This window comes from Vicinamibacterales bacterium (assembly GCA_036496585.1).
In the GTDB taxonomy this organism is placed as follows: Bacteria; Acidobacteriota; Vicinamibacteria; order Vicinamibacterales; family 2-12-FULL-66-21; genus JAICSD01.
In genome coordinates this window covers 1-20001 of record DASXLB010000050.1, presented here as the reverse complement: position 1 = coordinate 20001, position 20001 = coordinate 1, and the positions used below count along the sequence as shown (strand labels likewise).

General features: G+C 67.3%; 22 protein-coding genes. 2 read left to right on the top strand and 20 right to left on the bottom strand.

Annotated elements, in window-relative coordinates:
* Positions 1-11 precede the first annotated feature (11 nt).
* Genes VGI12_15775 through VGI12_15715 form a run of 13 tightly spaced genes read right to left on the bottom strand, consistent with a single transcriptional unit; the run spans position 12 to position 10930 of the window.
* On the bottom strand, positions 12-1262 hold the full coding sequence (locus tag VGI12_15775) for an FtsX-like permease family protein (GenBank protein ID HEY2434134.1): 1251 nt from the start codon (positions 1260-1262) through the stop codon (positions 12-14).
* Positions 1259-2779 carry a lysine--tRNA ligase gene (gene lysS, locus VGI12_15770; protein HEY2434133.1) on the bottom strand — a complete coding sequence of 507 codons (1521 nt, stop codon included), beginning with the start codon at positions 2777-2779 and terminating at the stop codon, positions 1259-1261. Before lysS ends, VGI12_15775 begins: the two co-directional genes overlap by 4 nt.
* Before the next feature lie 13 nt (positions 2780-2792).
* Entirely contained in the window at positions 2793-3281 is a 489-nt protein-coding gene (nusB, locus tag VGI12_15765) for a transcription antitermination factor NusB (protein HEY2434132.1), read from the bottom strand.
* Positions 3278-3832: a 6,7-dimethyl-8-ribityllumazine synthase gene (gene ribH, locus VGI12_15760; protein ID HEY2434131.1), complete on the bottom strand. Its 555-nt coding sequence runs from the start codon at positions 3830-3832 to the stop codon at positions 3278-3280. The genes nusB and ribH overlap by 4 nt, the downstream gene beginning before the upstream one ends.
* The gene (locus tag VGI12_15755; protein ID HEY2434130.1) at positions 3833-4615 is read right to left on the bottom strand and encodes an enoyl-CoA hydratase-related protein; all 783 of its coding nucleotides are present in this window, start codon (positions 4613-4615) and stop codon (positions 3833-3835) included. It lies immediately after the preceding gene.
* 33 nt (positions 4616-4648) lie between these two features.
* Positions 4649-4834 (bottom strand): hypothetical protein, encoded by a 186-nt coding sequence (locus tag VGI12_15750; protein ID HEY2434129.1) that lies wholly within the window; start codon positions 4832-4834, stop codon positions 4649-4651.
* Positions 4834-5244, bottom strand: a complete 411-nt coding sequence (locus VGI12_15745) for a DUF6677 family protein (protein HEY2434128.1) — start codon at positions 5242-5244, stop codon at positions 4834-4836. The genes VGI12_15750 and VGI12_15745 overlap by 1 nt, the downstream gene beginning before the upstream one ends.
* Before the next feature lie 10 nt (positions 5245-5254).
* Positions 5255-5695 carry a DUF2085 domain-containing protein gene (locus VGI12_15740; protein HEY2434127.1) on the bottom strand — a complete coding sequence of 147 codons (441 nt, stop codon included), beginning with the start codon at positions 5693-5695 and terminating at the stop codon, positions 5255-5257.
* Between the two features lie 50 nt (positions 5696-5745).
* Positions 5746-6690 carry a carbohydrate kinase family protein gene (locus tag VGI12_15735; GenBank protein ID HEY2434126.1) on the bottom strand — a complete coding sequence of 315 codons (945 nt, stop codon included), beginning with the start codon at positions 6688-6690 and terminating at the stop codon, positions 5746-5748.
* Positions 6691-7557, bottom strand: coding sequence for an S-methyl-5'-thioadenosine phosphorylase (gene mtnP, locus VGI12_15730; GenBank protein HEY2434125.1), 867 nt, complete (start codon positions 7555-7557; stop codon positions 6691-6693).
* Positions 7558-7578: 21 nt separating this feature from the next.
* Positions 7579-8430, bottom strand: coding sequence for an MBL fold metallo-hydrolase (locus tag VGI12_15725; protein HEY2434124.1), 852 nt, complete (start codon positions 8428-8430; stop codon positions 7579-7581).
* A gap of 2 nt (positions 8431-8432) precedes the next feature.
* Positions 8433-9791 carry a methylmalonyl Co-A mutase-associated GTPase MeaB gene (meaB, locus tag VGI12_15720; protein HEY2434123.1) on the bottom strand — a complete coding sequence of 453 codons (1359 nt, stop codon included), beginning with the start codon at positions 9789-9791 and terminating at the stop codon, positions 8433-8435.
* A complete protein-coding gene (locus VGI12_15715; protein HEY2434122.1) occupies positions 9788-10930 on the bottom strand; it encodes an acyl-CoA dehydrogenase in 1143 nt (380 codons plus the stop codon). Before VGI12_15715 ends, meaB begins: the two co-directional genes overlap by 4 nt.
* A 54-nt stretch (positions 10931-10984) precedes the next feature.
* Between VGI12_15715 and VGI12_15710 the strand changes: the two genes are divergently transcribed.
* A complete protein-coding gene (locus tag VGI12_15710; GenBank protein ID HEY2434121.1) occupies positions 10985-11473 on the top strand; it encodes an outer membrane beta-barrel protein in 489 nt (162 codons plus the stop codon).
* A gap of 30 nt (positions 11474-11503) precedes the next feature.
* Here VGI12_15710 and VGI12_15705 read toward each other — a convergent pair whose 3' ends face one another.
* The 7 genes from VGI12_15705 to dnaK all read right to left on the bottom strand — a co-directional run bounded on the left by VGI12_15705 (position 11504) and on the right by dnaK (position 18515).
* Positions 11504-12055 carry a hypothetical protein gene (locus tag VGI12_15705; protein HEY2434120.1) on the bottom strand — a complete coding sequence of 184 codons (552 nt, stop codon included), beginning with the start codon at positions 12053-12055 and terminating at the stop codon, positions 11504-11506.
* 35 nt (positions 12056-12090) lie between these two features.
* Positions 12091-12432, bottom strand: coding sequence for a hypothetical protein (locus VGI12_15700; GenBank protein HEY2434119.1), 342 nt, complete (start codon positions 12430-12432; stop codon positions 12091-12093).
* Between the two features lie 227 nt (positions 12433-12659).
* Positions 12660-13847 carry a radical SAM family heme chaperone HemW gene (gene hemW / locus VGI12_15695; protein HEY2434118.1) on the bottom strand — a complete coding sequence of 396 codons (1188 nt, stop codon included), beginning with the start codon at positions 13845-13847 and terminating at the stop codon, positions 12660-12662.
* Positions 13848-14092: 245 nt separating this feature from the next.
* Positions 14093-14935: an ATP-binding protein gene (locus tag VGI12_15690; GenBank protein ID HEY2434117.1), complete on the bottom strand. Its 843-nt coding sequence runs from the start codon at positions 14933-14935 to the stop codon at positions 14093-14095.
* Between the two features lie 66 nt (positions 14936-15001).
* Positions 15002-15448 (bottom strand): helix-turn-helix transcriptional regulator, encoded by a 447-nt coding sequence (locus VGI12_15685; protein HEY2434116.1) that lies wholly within the window; start codon positions 15446-15448, stop codon positions 15002-15004.
* On the bottom strand, positions 15438-16490 hold the full coding sequence (locus VGI12_15680) for a J domain-containing protein (GenBank protein ID HEY2434115.1): 1053 nt from the start codon (positions 16488-16490) through the stop codon (positions 15438-15440). The genes VGI12_15685 and VGI12_15680 overlap by 11 nt, the downstream gene beginning before the upstream one ends.
* A gap of 102 nt (positions 16491-16592) precedes the next feature.
* Positions 16593-18515, bottom strand: a complete 1923-nt coding sequence (gene dnaK / locus VGI12_15675; GenBank protein HEY2434114.1) for a molecular chaperone DnaK — start codon at positions 18513-18515, stop codon at positions 16593-16595.
* A 210-nt stretch (positions 18516-18725) separates the two neighbouring features.
* Between dnaK and VGI12_15670 the strand changes: the two genes are divergently transcribed.
* A partial coding sequence (locus tag VGI12_15670) for a DUF6600 domain-containing protein (GenBank protein ID HEY2434113.1) occupies positions 18726-20001 on the top strand: 1276 nt, incomplete at its 3' end.

The following is a 20001-nucleotide window of genomic DNA, read 5'->3' as shown; positions in this document are numbered from 1 at the left end:
CGACGCCGGCGTCATTGGTAGCGGAGAGCCTGCGCCGGATCGAGCTTCGACGCCTGCCGGGAGGGATACACGGTGGCCAGGAAGCTCACCAGCACGGCCGCCACGACGACGATCATGAAATCGAGCGGCTGCAGAATGAAGGGGACGTACGAGATCTGATAGACGTCGATCGGGACGTGAATCAGCTTGAAGCGGTCGAGGACGTAGATCGCCGAGACGCCGAACACCGTACCGAGCAGCGTGCCGCTCAGCCCGATGATCAGTCCCTGCAGCATGAAGATGCGCCGGATGCTGGCCGTCGATGCCCCCATCGTCTTGAGGATCGCGATGTCGCGCGTCTTCTCCATGACCAGCAGGACCAGCGACGCGACGATGTTGACGGCGGCGACGGTCATGATCAGGCCGATGGTGATGCTGACCGCCATTTTCTCGAGCCACAACGCCGAGAACAGCGACTTGTTCATCGTCCGCCAGTCCTGGGTGAGGTAGTCGTCGCCGAGCCGCCTGGTGATGTCGGCCGCGACCTCGCTCGACTTCCACATGTCGTCGAGCCGCACCTCGAGGAACTCCGCCTGCGCCTTGCCGAACATGCGCTCGGCGATGGGCAGGTCGACCAGCGCGTACTCGCTGTCGAACTCGTAGAGGCCGAGCGTGAAGATACCGACGACCTTGAACGCGCGGCGATGCGGCATGGCGCCGATCGGCGTGACGATCTCGTCGGGCGTGATCAGCCGCACCGTGTCGCCGATCGTGACGTCGAGCGTCGACGCCAGGTCGGTTCCGAGAACGACCCCGTCCATCTGGTCGGCGGGCTGGCGCACGGCGTCGAGGCTGCCCTGCTTCATCGCCTTGCGGATGTCGGTCACCGTCGTCTCGAGAACCGGATCGATGCCTTTCAGGGTGACCGGCGCCTGGCGGTCGGCGGACGACACCATCAGGCCCTTACCGATGAAAGCCGGCGCGACGCCGACGACATGCGGGACCAGTTTCACCTTCTGCATCTCGGCCGGCGCGTCGCGGAGGCCGTCGCCGACCAGCTTGAACACGTAGACGTGCGCCGAGGCGCCGACGATGCGATCGCGCAGTTCACCTTGCAGGCCGGTCATCAACGCGAGCGCGATCAGCACCGCCATGACCCCGACCATCAGACCGATCACCGAAATGAACGAGATGAGCGAGATGAACGCCTGTTTGCGCCGCGCCAGCAGATACCGAACGGCCACGAAGGCTTCGAAGGACAGCGAAGGAGCCAGCTCCTTCATTCCTTCGTCCCTTTCGCGTCCTTCGTTCGCATCAGCGGGAACAAGATCACGTCGCGAATCGACGGGCTGTCGGTCAGCAGCATCACCAGGCGGTCGATGCCGACCCCTTCGCCGGCGGTCGGCGGCAGCCCGTACTCGAGGGCGCGGATGTAGTCCTCGTCCATCGCATGCGCTTCGTGGTCGCCGGCGGCACGGCCGGCCAGCTGCGCCTCGAAGCGGCGCCGCTGCTCGGCGGGATCGTTGAGCTCGCTGAAGGCGTTGGCCACCTCGAAGCCGCCGACGTAGAGCTCGAAGCGCTCGACGGTGTCGGGATCGTCGGCGCGCTGTTTCGAGAGCGGCGAGACCTCGGTCGGGAAGTCGTGGACGAAGGTCGGCTGGATCAACGCGTCCTCGTTGAGACGCTCGAAGATCTCGGTGGCGATCTTGCCGGCGCCCCACCCGGGCTGGACCTCGAGGTGCAGCCGCCGGGCGATGGCCGCTGCCGATTCGCGGCCGCGCAGGTCGGCGTCGGTGACGACGCTCCCGAGCCTGGCCGACGCGCTCTCGCGCGCCCCTTCGCGCAGCGCGACCCGGCGATACGGAGGCGCGAGCGAGATCTGATGGCCGCCGAACGTAATCTGGTCGGTGCCGATCGCGTCGCGGGCCACGGCCGACAGCAGCTCCTCGGTCATCACCATCAGCGCGCGATACTCGCTGTAGGCCTGGTAGAACTCGAGCATCGTGAACTCGGGATTGTGCTGGGTCGAGATCCCCTCATTCCTGAAGTTGCGGTTGATCTCGTAGACCCGCTCGATGCCGCCGACGCTCAGACGCTTCAGGTACAGCTCGGGCGCGATCCGCATGTAGAGCTGCATGTCGAGGGTGTTGTGGTGCGTGACGAAGGGACGCGCCAGCGCGCCGCCGGCGATCGGCTGCATCATCGGCGTCTCGACTTCGAGATACTCGCGCGCGTCGAGGAAGCGGCGGATGCCGGTCAGCACCCTGCTGCGCACCTCGAACACGCGGCGCGAGTCAGGATTGACGATGAGATCGAGATAGCGCTGGCGGTAGCGCGCCTCGACATCGGTCAGGCCGTGCCACTTCTCAGGCAGCGGAATGAAGCACTTGGCCAGGAACTCGAGCCTGGTCGCCCAGATCGTCAGCTCGTTGGTCTTGGTGCGGAAAAGGTGCCCCTCGACGCCGACGAAATCGCCGAAGTCGAGGAGCTTGAACACCGCGAACTCGCGCTCGCTGAGCGCGTCTTTCCGGACGTAGACCTGGATGCGTGACGTGCCGTCGGAGATGGCGAGGAAGTTCGCCTTGCCGAAGCTGCGGATGGCGAGCACGCGGCCGGCGGTGCGCGTCTGGATCGGCGACGCCTCGAGCGCCTCACCGCCTTTGTCCGCGTGCGCCGAGACCAGCGCCGAGACGGTATCGGTCCGCTCGAAGGCGTGCGGGTAGGGATCGACCGCGAGCTGCCGCAATTCCTCGAAGTTGGCGCGCCGCTGGCGCAATTGATCGTTCAGTTCGTCAGTCATGTGCCGCTCGCGATCATCGCGCCTCGCTCTCGCGGCCCAGTGTCTTTCTCACCGCGTCGAGCACGCCGTTGACGAGCGGCACCGGATCTTCGCCGCTGAAGGTGCGGACCAGCTCGATCGCCTCGTTGATGACGACCTTGGCCGGCGTGTCGGGCTCGCTCAGCAGCTCGTAGATGGCCATCCGCAGCACGAGCCGGTCGATCACCGCCATCCGCTCGATCCGCCAGTTCTTCGTGTGCGCGGTGATCAGTTCGTCGGCGTCCTTCACCCGCGCGATCGTGCCGGCCACCAGCGCGTTCGCCCAGGAGCGGTTGTGCTCGTCGACCATCGCCGCGGGGGTCGCATCGGCGCGCTCGTCCTCGGGCGACGGCGGCGCGTCGCGCCCGGGCCAATAGGATCGGACCGCCTCGGGCGCGGACACGCGTCCGACCTCCCACTGATAGAGCATCTGCAGCGCCGCTTCGCGGGCCCGATGCCGGGACTCCCCGTCAACCGGTGTCACGAGCCCCCGCTCCTTCGGGTCCTTCGGGTCCTTCGCGCGCTTCGTGCTTTTCGTGCTTTTCGTGCTTTTCGTGCGGCTTCGATCTTGCGGTAGACCAGCGCCATTTCGATCGCGGCCGCCGCCGCTTCGCGCCCCTTGTTGTCGGGCCCGGTGCCGGCGCGCGCGACGGCCTGCGCCTGCGTGTCCACGGTCAACACGCCAAACGCCATCGGCACGCCGGTATCGCCGGCCGCGTCCATGATGCCGTGCGCGACCGCCGCCGAAATGTAGTCGAAGTGCGGCGTCTCGCCGCGGACGACACAGCCAAGGCACACAATCGCGTCGTAGGCGCCGCTCGCGGCCGCGGCGCGGGCGGCCTGCGGCAGCTCGTAGGCGCCCGGCACCTCGAAGCGATCGACCTGGCTCGCGGCCGCGCCCGCCTCGGCAAGCGCGCCGACCGCGGCATCGCGCAGGCTGTCGGTGATCGCCTGGTTGAAGCGCGACACGACGATCGCGAATCGAAACGGCGACGCATCGCCAAGCGCCGAAGGTGCTTCTTGAGGCCTGCCCACTTACCTTCCCTTGAATTCCGGCGTGCGCTTCTCGAGGAACGCGCGCGTCCCCTCACGCATGTCCTCGGTGCTGGCCGCCAGCCCGAAGAGCGTGGCCTCGTAGACCTGCGCCGAGGCGAACGACATCTCGAGCCCGTGGTTGACCGCGTCGAGCACGTAGCGCAGCGCGACCGGCGGCTTGACGGCGAGCGCGGCGGCGAGGCGGCGCGCCTCCGCGAGCAGCTCCGCCGCCGGCACGACCCGGTTCACCAGCCCGATGCGCAACGCCTCGTCCGCCGTGATGGACTCGCCGGTCAACAGGATCTCGAACGCGCGCCCCTTGCCCACGATTCGCGCGAGGCGCTGGGTGCCGGCATAGCCGGGGAGCAGCCCGAGGTTGATTTCCGGCTGTCCCAGCCTGGCGGTGGACGCCGCGATGCGCAGCGTGCAGGCCATCGCCAGCTCGCAGCCGCCGCCCAGGGCGAAGCCGTTGATCGCCGCGATCACGGGCTTGCCGATCTGTTCGATCGCCTCGAACACAGCCTGGCCGCGCCGCGCGTGGTCGCGTCCGCCGTCCGGCGTCATGACCGCGAGCTCGTTGATGTCGGCACCGGCCACGAACGCCTTCTCTCCCGCGCCGGTGAGCACGACGGCGCGCACCGCCGCGTCGCGCTGCACGTCGAGGAAGGCCTGTCGCAACTCGTCGAGGGTCCGCGAATCGAGCGCATTGAGGACCCGCGGCCGGTTGATTGTCACCAGCGCCACCGCGCCGTCGCGCTCGACCAGCAGATTCTCGAGAGTCATGTTCCCTGCGCTGTCGCGGCGCTCGTTCGCATCTCAGAGCGGAAAGGGATACATCATCCAGCTCATAGCCAGCGCCGCGGCGACGAAGCCGCCGAGCATCATCGCAGCGGTCTTCACCTGCTCGCGCCGCTCGTCTTTCAGCAGCACCGCGAAGACCACCGAGACCAGGATCGCGTAGAGCACCATGTACAGGAAATGGCTCGCCGGCAGCTGCGGCATTACTTCCTCCCCTTCCCGATGTCGAAGGCGTCGAGGATCACGAGGAAGTTGAGCAGGCCGGCCGTCATCAGGAAGGTGTTGCCGTACTCATACGACGCGGCGGTCACGGTTCCGGCACCGGCGTCGGCGAGATACGCGATCACGTAGGGCAGGCCGATGCCGCGGTCGGCGAAGGCACCGAGGAACACCAGCGGATCCGACATCTCGAACGGAAACAAACGGCCCTGCAGCCACAGCCCGATGCCGAACATCAGCGGCAGGATCAACAGGAACACCAGACCCTTGTCGCGCCGCCCCTGCAGCAGATGGCCGGCGCCGGGGATCAGCCACGAGAGCACACAGACGAACGCGAGCCGCCCGGGTTCCGCCGACGCGCGCGGCCGTTCCGCTACTGTGGACTTTGACGCCATGCCGATCGGGTCATTCTACCCTACTGACGAGGGCCGATGCCGGCGGCTTGGCGGTCACCGAAAACACGAGCCACGCCGCAGCGGCGCCCATCGGCAGGGCGGCCACGCACCGCACCAAATTGGAGACCGGCGCGAGCCCCGCGAACTCGATCGCCCACGTCACCGCCGTCGGCAGCGCCGCCAGGATCAGCAGCCAGCGGGCCCGCCCGCTCTGCAGTTGCGCGGCCGCGAGCCAGGCGAGCGGAACGACGCCGGCGGCCCCGAAGTACAGCCCCGTGCACCGGGCGCAGACCGCGAGCTGGCGCCCGTGAAAAAAGAAGCTGCGTTCAGGCCGCTGGTGACAGATGAACCGACCCACCGGAAAGACGAGGCCGGGCACAAAGACGATGGCCGCGACCCATGCCCAGGCCGCGACCGCCAATGCCAGCTGCGCCAGCCGCTGCGCCCGCATCGACCGATCTTAGCCGAGGCGTCCGCGAAAGCTCGACGCGATCGAGCCGGCTACACGGCGGGATGTTCGAGCCGGCCGAACTGGGCTTCGTAGCGGTTCCGGAACTCGCCCCACGTGTACGCGTGAGACTGGCCTCCGAGGTGCTCCAGCGCGTAGGTGGCCGCGACGCTGCCGAGCCGGCAGCACACCTCGAGCGGCACGCGCATCGCCAGCCCCTTGAGCAGGCCACCGCGGAACGCGTCACCCACGCCGGTCGGATCGACGATGCGCTGCGGCGGGACGGCCGGCACCGAGATCTCACGCGCGCCCTGGCGCACCGTCGAACCGCGCTCGCCGCATGTCACGATCAGCGCGCCGGTCTGCCCCAGCACCGCGTCGGCATCGAGGCCGGTCTTCTGGCGAAGCAGCTCGAATTCGTAGTCGTTGCAGATGGTGATCGCCGACCCGCGCAAGCCGGCGGCCAGCTCGGCGCCGCTCATCCGCGCGCACTGCTGCCCGGGATCCCAGACATAGGGCACGCTCAGCGCCCGGCACTCCTCGGCATACTGCACCATCGCGGCCGGATCGTTCGGAGAGATGATCGCCATCGTGCAGGTGCCGGCATCCCGGAACGAGAGTTCGGCGGCGTTGGCCATCGCGCCGGTGTAGAACGAGGCGATCTGGTTGCTGTCGGCGTCGGTGCTGCAGAAGAACGACGCGGTGAACTTGTCGGACACCTGCCGCACGAGCGAGGTGTCGACCCCGGCGGCCTCGAGCCACCGGCGGTAATCGTCGAAATCCTGCCCCGCGGTTCCCATCAGCCGCGGCCGCTCGCCGAGCAGCGCCAGCGTATAGGCGATGTTGGGGGCGCAGCCGCCGCGCCGCTTGTCCATCGAGTCGACCAGGAAACTCAGACTGACGCGATGCATGTGCTCCGGAAGGATGTGCTCGGTGAACTTCCCCGGAAACGACATCAGGTAGTCGAACGCGATCGAGCCAGTGACGACGGTCGACATCTATTTCATGTACCTGCCGATGATCGGCGCAAGGTCCTGCTTGACGCGCGCGGGCACCGCGTCGGGACGGGTGAGAATCGCGTGCTGCAGCGCGCCGGCGCACTCGCACGTCCGTTCGTAGGGCAGCCGCGACACGGCATCGGCGATGACCGCCTGCGCCGTTTTCGCGTTGGCAACGAGATTCTGGATGATCATCTCGACCGTGACCGAGTCGTGGGCCGGGTGCCAGCAGTCGTAGTCGGTGACGAGCGCGATCGTCGCGTAACAGATCTCGGCCTCGCGCGAGAGCTTGGCCTCCTGCAGGTTGGTCATCCCGATGATGTCCATGCCCCACGATCGATAGAGCTTCGACTCGGCGAGCGTCGAGAATTGCGGCCCCTCCATGCACACATAGGCGCCGCCGCGGTGCACCGTCGCGCCGACCGCCGTGCACGCCTCGTAGGCGACGTCGCCGAGACGTCCGCATACGGGGTGCGCGAACGCCACGTGTGCGACCAGGCCGTGGCCGAAAAAGGTACTGACCCGCCCCTTGGTGCGATCGAAGAACTGATCGGGGATGACGAGGTGCTGCGGAACGTACTGCTCCTGGAGCGATCCAACGGCGCTCGCCGAGAGGATGTACTCGACGCCCAGCATCTTCATGCCGAAGATGTTGGCGCGGTAGTTCAGCTCGCTCGGCGTGAAGCGGTGCCCGGCGCCGTGCCGCGCCAGGAACGCCACCCGCTGGCCGCTCAGCATGCCGACGACATACGGATCGGAGGGATCGCCAAAAGGCGTCGTCAGCCGCCGTTCCTCGCGGTCGGTGAGCTCCGCCATGTCGTAGAGGCCCGAGCCGCCGATGATCCCGATCTTGATCGCGTCGCTCATAATCGATAAGCCGATGGCTCGTTATACAGGTTCTACGTAGAGGCGGCCGTTCGCCTGCCGGATGCAACCGGCCGCCACCTCCGGATCATGCTCGAAGAAGATAACGTACTCGCGCTCGATCGCCTCGCGGACGAACGCGCGCTTGAACGCGAGCGTCTCCATGGGATAGAGGTCGTAGCCCATGATCCACGGCACGTCGACGTGCGCCGTCGTGGGAATCAGGTCGGCCGCAAACACCGCGGTCCGTCCGCCCGATTCCAGATACACGATCTGGTGCCAGCGGGTGTGGCCGCCGGTGCAGCGGACGCGGACGCCGGGCATGATCTCGGCGTCGCCGGTGGTGAAGTCGACCACGCCGGCCTCCTGGAGCGGCCGGTAGTTCTCGTCGAAATAGCTGGCCCGGTTGCGTTCGTGCGGATGGGTGGCGTCCTCCCACTCGCCCGCGTTGATCACGTATCGCGCCTTCGGGAACCGAGGCAGGAGGGCGCCCGACGCGTCGCGGACGGTGAAGCCGCCGGCGTGGTCGAAGTGGAGATGCGACGCGAGCACGATGTCGACGTCGGCGGCGCTCAGCCCAACCGCCGTGAGCGACCGGTCAAGGCTCTCTGCCTTCTCGAAACCGTAGATCTCCTCCAGCTTGGCCGGCATCTTGTCGCCGGCGCCCGCGTCGATGATCATCAGGCGCGCGCCCTTGACGAGGAGCGGCCGCATGGCAAGTGGAATGCGGTTACGGGCGTCGGCGCTCGTTCGCGCCTCCCACAGCGGCTTGGGCACGACGCCGAACATCGCGCCGCCGTCGAGCCGGAAGTGACGGTCGAGAAGAGGAAGGAGTTCGAGTTCCCCGATGCGAAGGGGACGACCTGGGGAAGGCACGCTCATCCCTGCTTGAGCTCGACAAGGACGCCGTGCGCCGATGAGGGATGGATGAATGCGACGAGCGAGCCGTGCGCCCCATGCCGCGGCTCGTCGTCAATCAGCCGGATGCCGTTCTCCTTCAGCCGCGCCAGCGCCGCGCCGATGTCGGGGACGCGCAGCGTGAGGTGGTGAAGCCCTGGGCCGCGCGTGTGCAGATACTTCGCGATCGGCGAATCGTCTGCGGTGCCTTCGAGCAGTTCCAGTGCCGCGCCGCCCGCCTGGATGAAATGCGCCCGCACGCGCTGGCTGGCCACGTCCTCCGGCGCGCCCACGGCAAGCCCCAGCGCGTCACGGTAGAACGCCAGCGCCTGGGGCAGATCCGAGACGGCGATGCCGACGTGGTCAAGCTCGGGGCGACTGAGCGGCACGTCGCGCGTGGCCAGCGCCCGGCCGACGATTTCGTCGGTGACCGAATACGGATCGGCCTCGCGGGCGGCAATCCGGTCGAGCATCGATTCGAACTCCCCCGCCGACAGCACGCTCGACGCGACGTGCCGCACGAAGCGCTGCGCCAGCAGCTCCTGCACGCGGAACTCCGCCCGCGCGCGGCGCCGCTCTCCGAGCCGCGCCGCGGTATGCGCGCGAAAGCGCTCGATGACGTCCATCAGCTCGCCGACGCCCGTGCCTGTCGTGGCGTCCGTCTTGACGATGGGCGGGCGCCAGCGGGCGCCTTCGAACGACTCGAGCGAGAGCATCGCCTCGATCGACGCGACCGTGCGGTCGGCCCCATCCCGATCCGCCTTGTTGACCACGAAGATGTCGGCAATCTCCATGATTCCGGCCTTCAGCGCCTGCACGTCGTCGCCGCTGCCTGGCACCAGCACGACGATCGACACGTCGGCGGTCCTGACGATGTCGACCTCGTCCTGGCCGACGCCGACGGTCTCGATGAGGACGTAGTCGCGCCCCGCGGCATCGAGGACGAGCGCCGCGTCCGCGGTGGCCCGGGCGAGCCCGCCGAGATGGCCGCGGGTCGCCATGCTGCGGATGAAGACGCCGGCGTCGGCCACGTGCGACTGCATGCGTACGCGATCGCCGAGCAGCGCGCCGCCGCTGAATGGGCTGCTCGGATCGACGGCGACGACGCCGACCGTGAGGTCGCGCCGCCGCAGCTCGGCAATCAGACGATCGACCAGCGTGCTCTTGCCCGCGCCGGGGGCGCCGGTGATGCCGGCCAGGTAGGCGCGCCCGGTGCGGCCGAACACCGCCCGCACCAGATCGGCGCCGGCCGGCTCCTCGTTTTCGACCAGGGTAATGGCGCGCGCCACGGCGCGCGGATCGCCGTCGAGCACCCGTTCGGCAAGCGGGAGGCTGTTCACTGGGCGAGCAGTTGCCGGGCGATCACCAGCCGCTGGATCTCGCTCGTGCCCTCGCCGATGGTGAGCAGCTTCACGTCGCGGAAGTATTTTTCGGCCGGGTAGTCCTTGACGAAACCGTAGCCGCCGTGGATCTGCACGCAGTCGTCGGCGACGCGGACGGCGACCTCGCTCGCATACAGCTTGGCCATCGCCGATTCGCGCGTCATCCGCCGTCCGAGATCCTTCAGGTAAGCGGCGCGATAGGTGAGCAGACGTCCCGCCTCGATCGTCGTCGCCGCGTCGGCCAGCTTCCACTGGATGGCCTGGAACGCGGCAATCGGCTGCCCGAACTGCCGGCGCTGCTTGGCGTAGCGGCGCGCCGCTTCGTACGCCCCCTGTGCGAGCCCAACCGAGAGCGCGGCGATGCCGATACGGCCGGCGTCGAGCACCTGCAGCGTGTTGATGAAACCCTGCCCTTCGGCGCCGAGCATCTGCGAGGCCGGTACCCGGCATTCCGTGAACACGACTTCGCTGGTGTCGCTCGCCCGCATGCCGAGCTTGTTCTCTTTCTTGCCCGGCGTCATGCCCGGCGTACCTCGCTCGACCACGAACGCGGAGATGCCGCGGCTGCCCTTCGTCCGATCGGTCACCGCCATCACGACCATCACACCGCCGATGCTGCCGTGCGTGATGAAGTGCTTCGACCCGTCGATCACCCAGCTGTCGCCGTCGCGCTCGGCGCGGGTCTGCATGCCCGCCGCATCGCTGCCGGCTGCTGCCTCGGTCAGCCCCCACGCGCCCAGGACTTCCCCGGTGACGAGCCGAGGCAGGTACTGGGCCTTCTGCGCCTCGCTGCCGAACATGTTGATGTGGGACGAGCACAGACCGTTGTGCGCGGCCACCGACAGCGCGATCGCCGGGCAGACGCGCGCCAGCTCTTCGATGCAGATGCAGTAGTCGAGCGCCGACATGCCGGCGCCGCCGTAGCGGTCGTCGAACTGAATGCCCATCAGCCCGAGGGCAGCCAGCTTCGGCAGGAGGTCGATCGGAAAGCGCTGCGCTTCGTCCCACTCCATGACGTGGGGCCGGATCTCCGCCTCGGCGAACTCCCGCACGCTCTTGCGCAGGAGCTCCTGTTCCTCCGATGGGCGGAAGTCCATGTGGTGATTATAGCGAGGAGGTCGGGCCGTGGAGGTTGGGTTACGATCATCCCCATGCGCCGCATCTGTCTGCCGTTCTCTCTCTTCTGTCTTCTTGCCTTCGCCGTGCCGGCCTACGCCGATCTCACGGGTTTTCTCGGCATCAACCCGACGCCCGTGAATCGGCCCGTGAAGGGGTTCGCGATCGGCGCTGGGCTGGTCATCATCGGGTTCGAAGCGGAATACGCCGACACCAGCGAAGACGTCGAATTCGGCGGTCCCTCGCTGCGCACCTTCATGTTCAACGGCCTGCTGCAGACGCCGATCCCGATCGCCGGCTTCCAGTTCTACGGCACGCTCGGCGGCGGCGTCTACCGCGAGTCGCTCTCGACGCAGCCCAATGCCATCGAAACGAACTTCGGCAGCAACATCGGCGGCGGCGCCAAGATGAACCTCGCCGGCCCGCTGCGGCTGCGCCTCGACTATCGCGTCTTCAACCTGCACGGGACACCGCGCCACACGCCCGTGCAGCGGTTCTACGCCGGTCTCAATCTGAAATTCTGAGGAGGGACCGGGGAATCGGTCGCGACTTCGCTACTTCGCCACGACGGCCGCGTTGGGGGACATGTTGAGCACCTGCGCGAGATTCAACATCGTCTGGCCGCTGGCAAAACAGGCGGTAAACTTCGCCCACAGATCCTGCGCTTCGTTGGGGAACCCGTCGGCGAGAATGCTGGTGATCGAATAGTCCTCGTCCTTCACCGGCGGATCGAGCCAGAAAATGTAGACGAGATTGCCGCCCGGGCCGGCCTCGACCCCCTTCAGCACACGCCAGCTGAGGGCCATCTGCTTGCGCTTCGGGTTGTCGCTCTTGTTGAGCGCCTCTTTGACCTTCGCCATCACCGCTTCGAAATCAGGCCCCTTGTCGGGCTTGATCACGTTGAAGATCATGCCGCCGTCGGACGTGAACTTGCGCGAGGCAGGTACGGCGGGAGGCGGCGGGGTGCCTGGCGCCTGGACGGCCGGCGGACTAACTGGCGCGACGGGAGTTTGGGCGGCCGGTGCCGCGGGAGTCTGGGCCTGGGCGAGCGCCGCGGCAGGCATCGCTGCCGCGGCCACTCCAAATACGATCGTCAGAACCTTCACGGCAGACACATGTGCCGGCTGCGAACAGCCGGCGTCTACTGCCCGATCGGCGTGACGTTCAGCTTGTTCATGCCGGCGATCGCCGCGGCGTACTTCTTGTACATCTCCGCGGTGGCCGGATCGCGCTTCTGCTCGTCGGTCAGCGTCTTCTGAATCACCTCGAAGAACTGGTATTCGGTATTGGCCGTGGCCGGATCGATGAGGACGACATACATGATGTTGCCGCCGGCCGCGGGCTCAGCAGCCTTGTAGACCTTCCAGCTTCCAGCCTGCGCCTTGACCGACGGATCAGTAGACGCCGCCACGCCTGTCTTGATCTTGCCGATCATCTCTTCGAACGCGGCAGCCTGATCGGGCTTCACCTGCACGAGGAGCATACCGGCGGGAGTAGAGAACGAAAGTTTCGGCGCAGCGGGGGTCGCGGGCTGAGCAGCCGCGGGCTGAGCAGCCGCGGGTGGCTGACCGGCGGGCGGCTGTTGGGCCGGCGGCGGCGTCGCCTGTGCGAAGGCTACGGCGGGCACCAGGGCCAGCGCGAGCGCGAAAGTCGATGTCACGAAAGAACGCATCCCAATCTCCTCCTTGGGCGAAAGGAACCGACACTCTATCACACGAAAACAGCCATCACTTCGTTGGCCATCAGCATTCCATCCCGAGTCAGGCGCAGCCCGTCGCCCTCGCGCAGCAGCCATCCGGCGTCCATGAATGGGCGCAGCGCCTGCCCGAACCGCGCGAAGACATCGACCCCGTAACGGCGCCCTACCGCCGCGACGTCGATTCCTTCATTCAACCGCAGGCCCATGAACAGCGCGTCTTCCAGACGCTCGCTCGGCGTCATCACACGCCGCTCGCTCACCGGACTGACGCCGTTCGTGATCCGATCGATGTAGTCTCCTGTCCCAGCGACGTTCCGCGATCGGACGCCGCCGATCGTCGCGTGCGCGCCGCAGCCGAAGGCCAGCCATTCGCCGTCGGTCCAGTACTTGAGATTGTGTCTCGACTGGCGCCGCGGGCGAGCGACGTTCGAGATCTCGTATTGCACGAGTCCTGCCGCCTCGAGACGCTCCATCGCCCGCAGATACATCTCGGCCGCGTCGTCATCGGGGGCCAGCGACCAGCCGCCGCGCGCCATCTCGTCTTTCAGGGGCGCGTTCGGGTAGAGCTCGAGGAGATACAGCGAGGCATGGTCGGGCGCCTCGGCGATCAGCGCGTCGACGTTGGCCAGCCAGTCGGCGACACTCTGCCCCGGCAGCCACATCATCAAGTCCAGGCTGACGTTGTCGAAGCCTGCCGCCCGAGCGGCACGCACCGCCCCGCGGGCGCGATCCGCCGTATGGATCCGGCCCAGGCGCCGCAGCTCGGTGTCCTGAAACGACTGGACGCCGAAGCTCAGTCGATTGACACCGGCCTGGCGGAAACGTTCCAGCGCCCGCTGATCGACGGTCTCGGGATTGGTCTCGAGGGTGATCTCGCTGTCGGCCGCCACGTCGAACCGATCCCGAACGGCGGCGATGATGCGCGCGATGTCCGCGGGATCGAGCAGCGACGGTGTGCCGCCGCCGAAATAGATGGTGTCGGCGCGGGGCGACGCGGACGGCGCGAGGCGCGGGTCACCGGACCACGCCGCCGCGACGTCGCGGACGAGCGCGTCGACATAGCGCGTCTTCAGCGCTTCGTCGTAGAGCCCGCGATTGAAATTGCAGTAGTTGCAGATCGCCGAACAGAACGGAATGTGAACGTAGACGCCGAGCGGTTGCCGTGGCTCGGAGTCGTCGTGCGGCGGCCTGGAACCCATGTCAGAAGCGATCGTGACGAGTACAGCGGCGCGAGCGCGCAGGGCGCGCGAGCCACGCGAACGGAGCGAGCCGGCCAAGCGGCGAGCGAGATCGCGTGTAGGGGAGTCCGAGAGGCGACGCCCCTCGGATCAAACGGCAGCGCGAGCGCGCAGGGCGCGCGAGCCACGCGAACGGAGCGAGCCGGCGAAGCGGCGAGCGAGATCGCGTGTAGGGGAGTCCGAGGGGCGACGCCCCTCGGATCAAATTACGTCCCGTGCTTGCCACCACTCCAGCCTAGCTCTTTCCCCGGCTTGAGCTGGGCCCGGACGGGGCCTTTGGCGCGCGTCGGCAGCGTCGTGCGGCGGGTGGGCCGCGCCTTCCAGAGCGTGAGCAGATCGTCGCCGGTCGGCGTCGACGGACCCAGGCGGAAATCCGCGCCGTCGAACTCGAGGAACTCGCACATCTCGTGCAGCCGCGAGTGGATGCGGAATCCGATGCGTGCCTTCAGGCAGTTGGGGTCCTCGTCGTCGGGCGTGTCGTCGTAGTTCGACGTGAAGATCGTGTGCCGGCGCTCGTTGTAGCGGGTGTTGACGATCAGGTTCATCGTCTCTTCCACCCACTCTGAGGTCTTCTCCGATCCGAGATCGTCGAGCACCAGGAGGTCCGCCTCCATCACCGGCCGCAGGATGTCCATTTCGGCGGTGCGGACGAGCGGATTGTAGGTGCTGCGGATCAGTCGAAGCAGATCGCGCGTGTCGTAGAACAGGCCGCGCGCCCCGCGCGTCAGGATGACGCGCCGCAGCACGGCGACGGCGATGTGTGTCTTGCCGATGCCGGGCGGACCGATGAGACAGAGGCCTTTCTGCGCGTAGTCGCCGGCGGGAAAGTGCTCGGCGAACGCCTGGGCGCGGCGAACCGCCGCCAGCAGACGCTCGTTGGGATAGGTGACGAACGTCGAGAGATCGCAGTCGCGGTAACGCGGCGGAATGCGCGCGTCCTCGAGCAGACGCGCCGTCTGCCCTTCGCGCCAGCAGTCACAGCGGACGACGCGCCGGACACCGTCGTCGGTAACCGATTTCCACCCGGTGTCGTCGCAACGCTCGCACATGTCGATGAGGGATGACGGATGACGAAGGCCGACAGAATCTTACACCATTCAGCGTTTCGTCATTCGTCATTTGGCCGTGACGTCGGTGATCTTTTCCGGCGGCGCCGGATCGGCGTCGACGACCGGCTGATGCGCGCGTACGAGCTCCGCCGGCGACGCCTTGACCAGCGCCGTACTCAGGCGCTGCTCCCAGTCGCCGAGGCCGCGCGCCAGTTCGTGTTTCACGTACTCCATGAACTGGTTGACCTCTCCCTGCATCTGCTCCATCTTGCGCCGCATGTTGAGGATGATCTCGACACCCGCGAGATTGACGCCCAGATCGCGCGTCAGCGACAGGATGGTCTCGAGCTGCTCGAGGTCGTCTTCCGAGTACAGTCGCGTGTTCCCTTCGGTGCGCGACGGCTTGAGCAGCCCTTCGCGCTCGTACAGCCGCAGCGTCTGCGGGTGGATGCTGTACTTCTGCGCCACCGCGCTGATCATGTAGTACGCCTTGCCGCCGCGCTTACTGGCCATACAGCTTCCCGAACTCGCGCATCAGTTCCTTTCCCCGCTCATCGACGATCGCCGGCAGCACGATGCGAATTTCGACGATGATGTCACCGCGGCCGGAGGGCACGGGCACGCCCCGTTCACGCAACCGGAAACGCTGGCCGGCCTGTGTGCCCGGCGGCACCCGCAGACGCACTGGCCCCTCCAGTGACGGCACCTCGACGCGCGCGCCGAGTACCGCTTCGTGGACGCCGATCGGCAGCGTCATGCAGAGATCGTCACCCTGCCGTCGGAACACCGGATGCGGCTGGACCTGGATGCTGACGTAGAGGTCTCCGTTACGTCCCCCCTGCCGCCCCGCATGCCCCATCTCGGGCACGCGCAGCCGGGCGCCTTCGACGATGCCGGGCGGCACGGCGACCGGGACGGCCTCGGTGCGAACCTGCCGACCCGAGCCGATGCAGGCGGCACAGCGCAGCGTGCGCTGCTGCCCGCTGCCATGGCAGGCGGCACAAGCCTTCGTGAAGACCATGTGCCCGCGCGCCCAGCGCACGTGGCCGGTGCCGTGGCACGGCGCGCAACGTCCTTCCGGCGTCCGGATGACACCGCCGCCGCGGCATGCGCGGCAGACATCCTGGCGCGTCACGACGACCTGCCGCTCGCCGCCGTGCATGGATTCCTCGAACGCGAGCACGAGCGTCGCGTGCAGGTCGGCGCCGTTCTCCGGCCGTCCCTCGCCCGGAGCGAGCGGATGCAGCACGTCTGCAAACAGTTCGCTGAAGGTGGCCGCCTGCGCGCCGTACGCCGCGGCGGAGAAATCGAATCCGCTGAACTCGAGCGGCGACGTCGCCGCGTCGACCTTTGGCGCGCCGGCGTCGTAGTGCCGTCGCCGCTCCGGATCGACGAGCGTCTCATACGCCTCGAGAATCCGCCGGTACAGCAGCTCGGCCGCCTGATCCCCCGGATTGATGTCGGGGTGATAGCGGCGCGCAAGTCGCCGGTGCGCCCGTTTGATGTCCGCGGACGTCGCGCCGGGCGCCAGACCGAGAAGGGCGTAGAGGTCCATCGGGTTACCGTAATCGGGTGATCCGGTGATCGGGTGATCTGTCCGATCGGGTGATGGGGCGGTTCGCCGATCACCCGATCACCCGATCACCCGATTCTAGAGTTACTTCTTTTCCTCCTCGACGACTTCGGCATCGATGACGTCGCCGCTCGGCGACGTGCCGCCGGAAGGGTTCGACGAGGCCTGCGCACCGCCGGCCTGGCCCGGCTGCGGGCCGGCGGCGTTCGCGTTCTTGTACATCGCCTCGGCGGCGCGGTGCTGCACGGTGTTCAGCCCCTCCATCGCCCGCTTCATCTCGGCGGTGTCGTTGCGCTCGATCGCCTTCTTCAGGTCCTCGATCGCGCTCTCGATCGGCGCACGGTCGGCCGGCGACAGCTTGTCGCCCGCCTCGCGCACCAGCTTCTCGGCGCCATAGACCGCCTGGTCCGCATGATTGCGCGTCTCGATCTCCTCCTTGCGCTGGCGGTCCTCCTCGGCGTGCGACTCGGCTTCCTTCATCATCTTGTCGACTTCGTCCTTGCTCAGGCCGCTCGACGCGGTGATGGTGATCTTCTGCTCCTTCTGCGTCGCCATGTCCTTGGCCGAGACGTTGACGATGCCGTTGGCGTCGATGTCGAAGGTGACCTCGATCTGCGGCACGCCGCGCGGCGCCGACGGCAGACCCGACAGATGGAAGCGGCCGAGCGTGCGGTTGTCGCGCGCCATCGGACGCTCGCCCTGCAGCACGTGCACCTCGACGCTCGTCTGGTTGTCCGCCGCGGTCGAGAACATCTCCCCCTTGCGCGTCGGGATCGTCGTGTTGCGCTGAATCAGCGTCGTCATCACGCCGCCCATCGTCTCGATGCCGAGCGAGAGCGGCGTCACGTCGAGCAGCAGCAGGTCCTTGACCTCGCCGGCGAGCACGCCGGCCTGGATCGCGGCGCCGACCGCGACGACCTCGTCCGGGTTGACGCCCTTGTGCGGCTCCTTGCCGAACAGCTCCTTGACGATCGCCTGCACGCGCGGAATACGCGTCGAGCCGCCGACCAGCACGACCTCGTCGATCTTGCTGGCGTCGACGCCGGCGTCGGCGAGCGCCTGCTTGGTCGGGCCGACGCTCTTCTGCAACAGGTCCTCGACCAGCTGCTCGAATTTGGCGCGTGTCAACTTCAGCTGCAGATGCTTGGGACCGGTCTGATCGGCGGTGACGAAGGGCAGATTGAGGTCGGTCTCCATCACCGTGGAGAGCTCCATCTTCGCCTTCTCCGCCGCTTCCTTCAGCCGCTGCAACGCCATCCGATCCTTCGACAGATCGATGCCGTCGGTCTTCTTGAACTCGGCGACGATCCACTCGATGATGCGCTGATCGAGGTTGTCCCCGCCCAGGTGCGTATCGCCGTTGGTCGCCTTGACCTCGACGACCCCTTCGCCAACTTCCAGGATCGAGATGTCGAACGTGCCGCCGCCAAAGTCATAGACGGCGATCGTCTCGTCCTTTTTCTTGTCCAGGCCGTAGGCGAGCGCCGCCGCGGTTGGCTCGTTGACGATGCGCATGACCTCGAGGCCGGCGATCTGCCCGGCGTCCTTGGTCGCCTGCCGCTGCGCGTCGTTGAAGTACGCCGGAACGGTGATCACCGCCTTGGTCACCGACTGGCCGAGATATTCCTCGGCCGCCTGCTTCAGCTTCTGCAGGATCATCGCGGAGATTTCCGGCGGGGGATATTCCTTCCCGCCCGCCTTCACACGGACGTCGCCGTTGCCCGCCCGCACGACCGTGTACGGGACCATCTTCATTTCCTCGTTTACTTCGTCGTACTTGCGCCCCATGAACCGCTTGATCGAGAACACGGTGTTCTCCGGATTCGTCACGGCCTGACGCTTGGCGACCTGCCCGACGAGCCGCTCGCCCGACTTGGTGAAGCCCACAACTGACGGCGTGATGCGGCTGCCTTCCGGATTGGTGATGACGACGGGTTCCCCACCCTCCATCACCGCCACGACCGAGTTCGTGGTGCCCAGGTCGATGCCGATAATCTTGCTGCTCATGTCCTATTGTCCTCGCCTTCGCTAAGCTTTATAACCCTCAAAGTATAAAATGTGAGCTAAGCCATGTCAAGTATGACGATTCGGAGCAGGCCTGAAACCCGTAAGTCAGTGCTATAGTGGCAATTGCCACCCTGCCCCAAACGGGAATTTCAAAAACTGCGCAGGTGTGGAAATGGGAAAATGTGGACATCTCCACGTCTCCACATCCGAGTGGCTGTCGCCGCTCTTACCCTGGCGACGCTGGCGCCGAGCGGCCCCGGTCTGGCTCGAGAACCGCAATCGGCTGACGCGTCAGCCAGGCCCCCCACACAATTCGACGCGCCCGCCTACATCGCGCGAGTCGATGGTGAGGCGACCCTGCAGCGGGACGGGCGTGTCGAGATCTCGCCGCTGAACATGCCGCTGTTGAGCGGCGACCGGCTCCGCACCTCGAACGGTCGGGTGGAAGTGCAGTATGCGGATGGCGCCCGGCTGGTGCTCGATACGAACACCGCGGTCGATCTCCTCGCCGACGATCTGCTGCGGCTCGCTGACGGACGCGTGCGCCTCGACATCCGGCGCACCTCGGGGGCGCAGGTCAGCTATCGCGTCGATTCGGCGGCCGGCTCGGCGCACATCGCGCAGCCGGGTGAATATCGCATCGCGCTGCTGCGCGGCGCGCCGGCGGCGCCTGACGCCGTGAGTCCGGCGCTGCAGCTCGAGTTGGCGGTGACGAGCGGCGGCGGCGAGATCTCGACCGAGCAGGGCGCGACCGCCGTCCGGGCCGGCGAGCGCGCCTACGCGAGTGCCGGGCTCCTGCCGTCGTACACCTACGCCTACAACTCAGCCATCGCCGACGACTTCGATCACTGGGTCGACCAGCAGGACGCCGTCGTGTACCCGTCGACGAGCGCGTCGGTGCAGTACCTCCCGTCAGATCTGAGCGGATACGCGTCCACGTTCGACCAGTACGGCGACTGGCAGTATCAGCAGACGTACGGCTATGTCTGGTACCCGCGCGTGGCGACGGACTGGCATCCTTATTACCACGGCACCTGGGCCTCCTATCCCGCCTACGGCTGGACGTGGATCACGGCAGATCCCTTTGGCTATCCGACGCATCACTATGGACGGTGGGGTGTGTCGGGCGGCCAGTGGTTCTGGATTCCGGCGACGCACTGGGGACCCGCGTACGTGTCGTGGGCCGCGGCTCCCGGCTATGTCAGCTGGTGCCCGCTCGGCAGGAACGACCACGCGGTGTCCTCGCTCGGCCTCTATAACGTCGGCCCGTCGTACTACGCCGGCCACTACGGAAGCCGCTATGCCTCGGCGTGGACCACCGTGACGGACGGATCGTTCAGGCGCGGTAACGCGCCGGCGCACGTGATGAACTGGGACCGCGGGGCCTCCGGGGTGCGGCCGCATTTCAGCGAAAGCGCCGCGCCGGCCGGTGGGTCGCCCGCGATCGCGCGCGGCACCGCCGCCAGTCCGATTCGCAGCGCCGGCA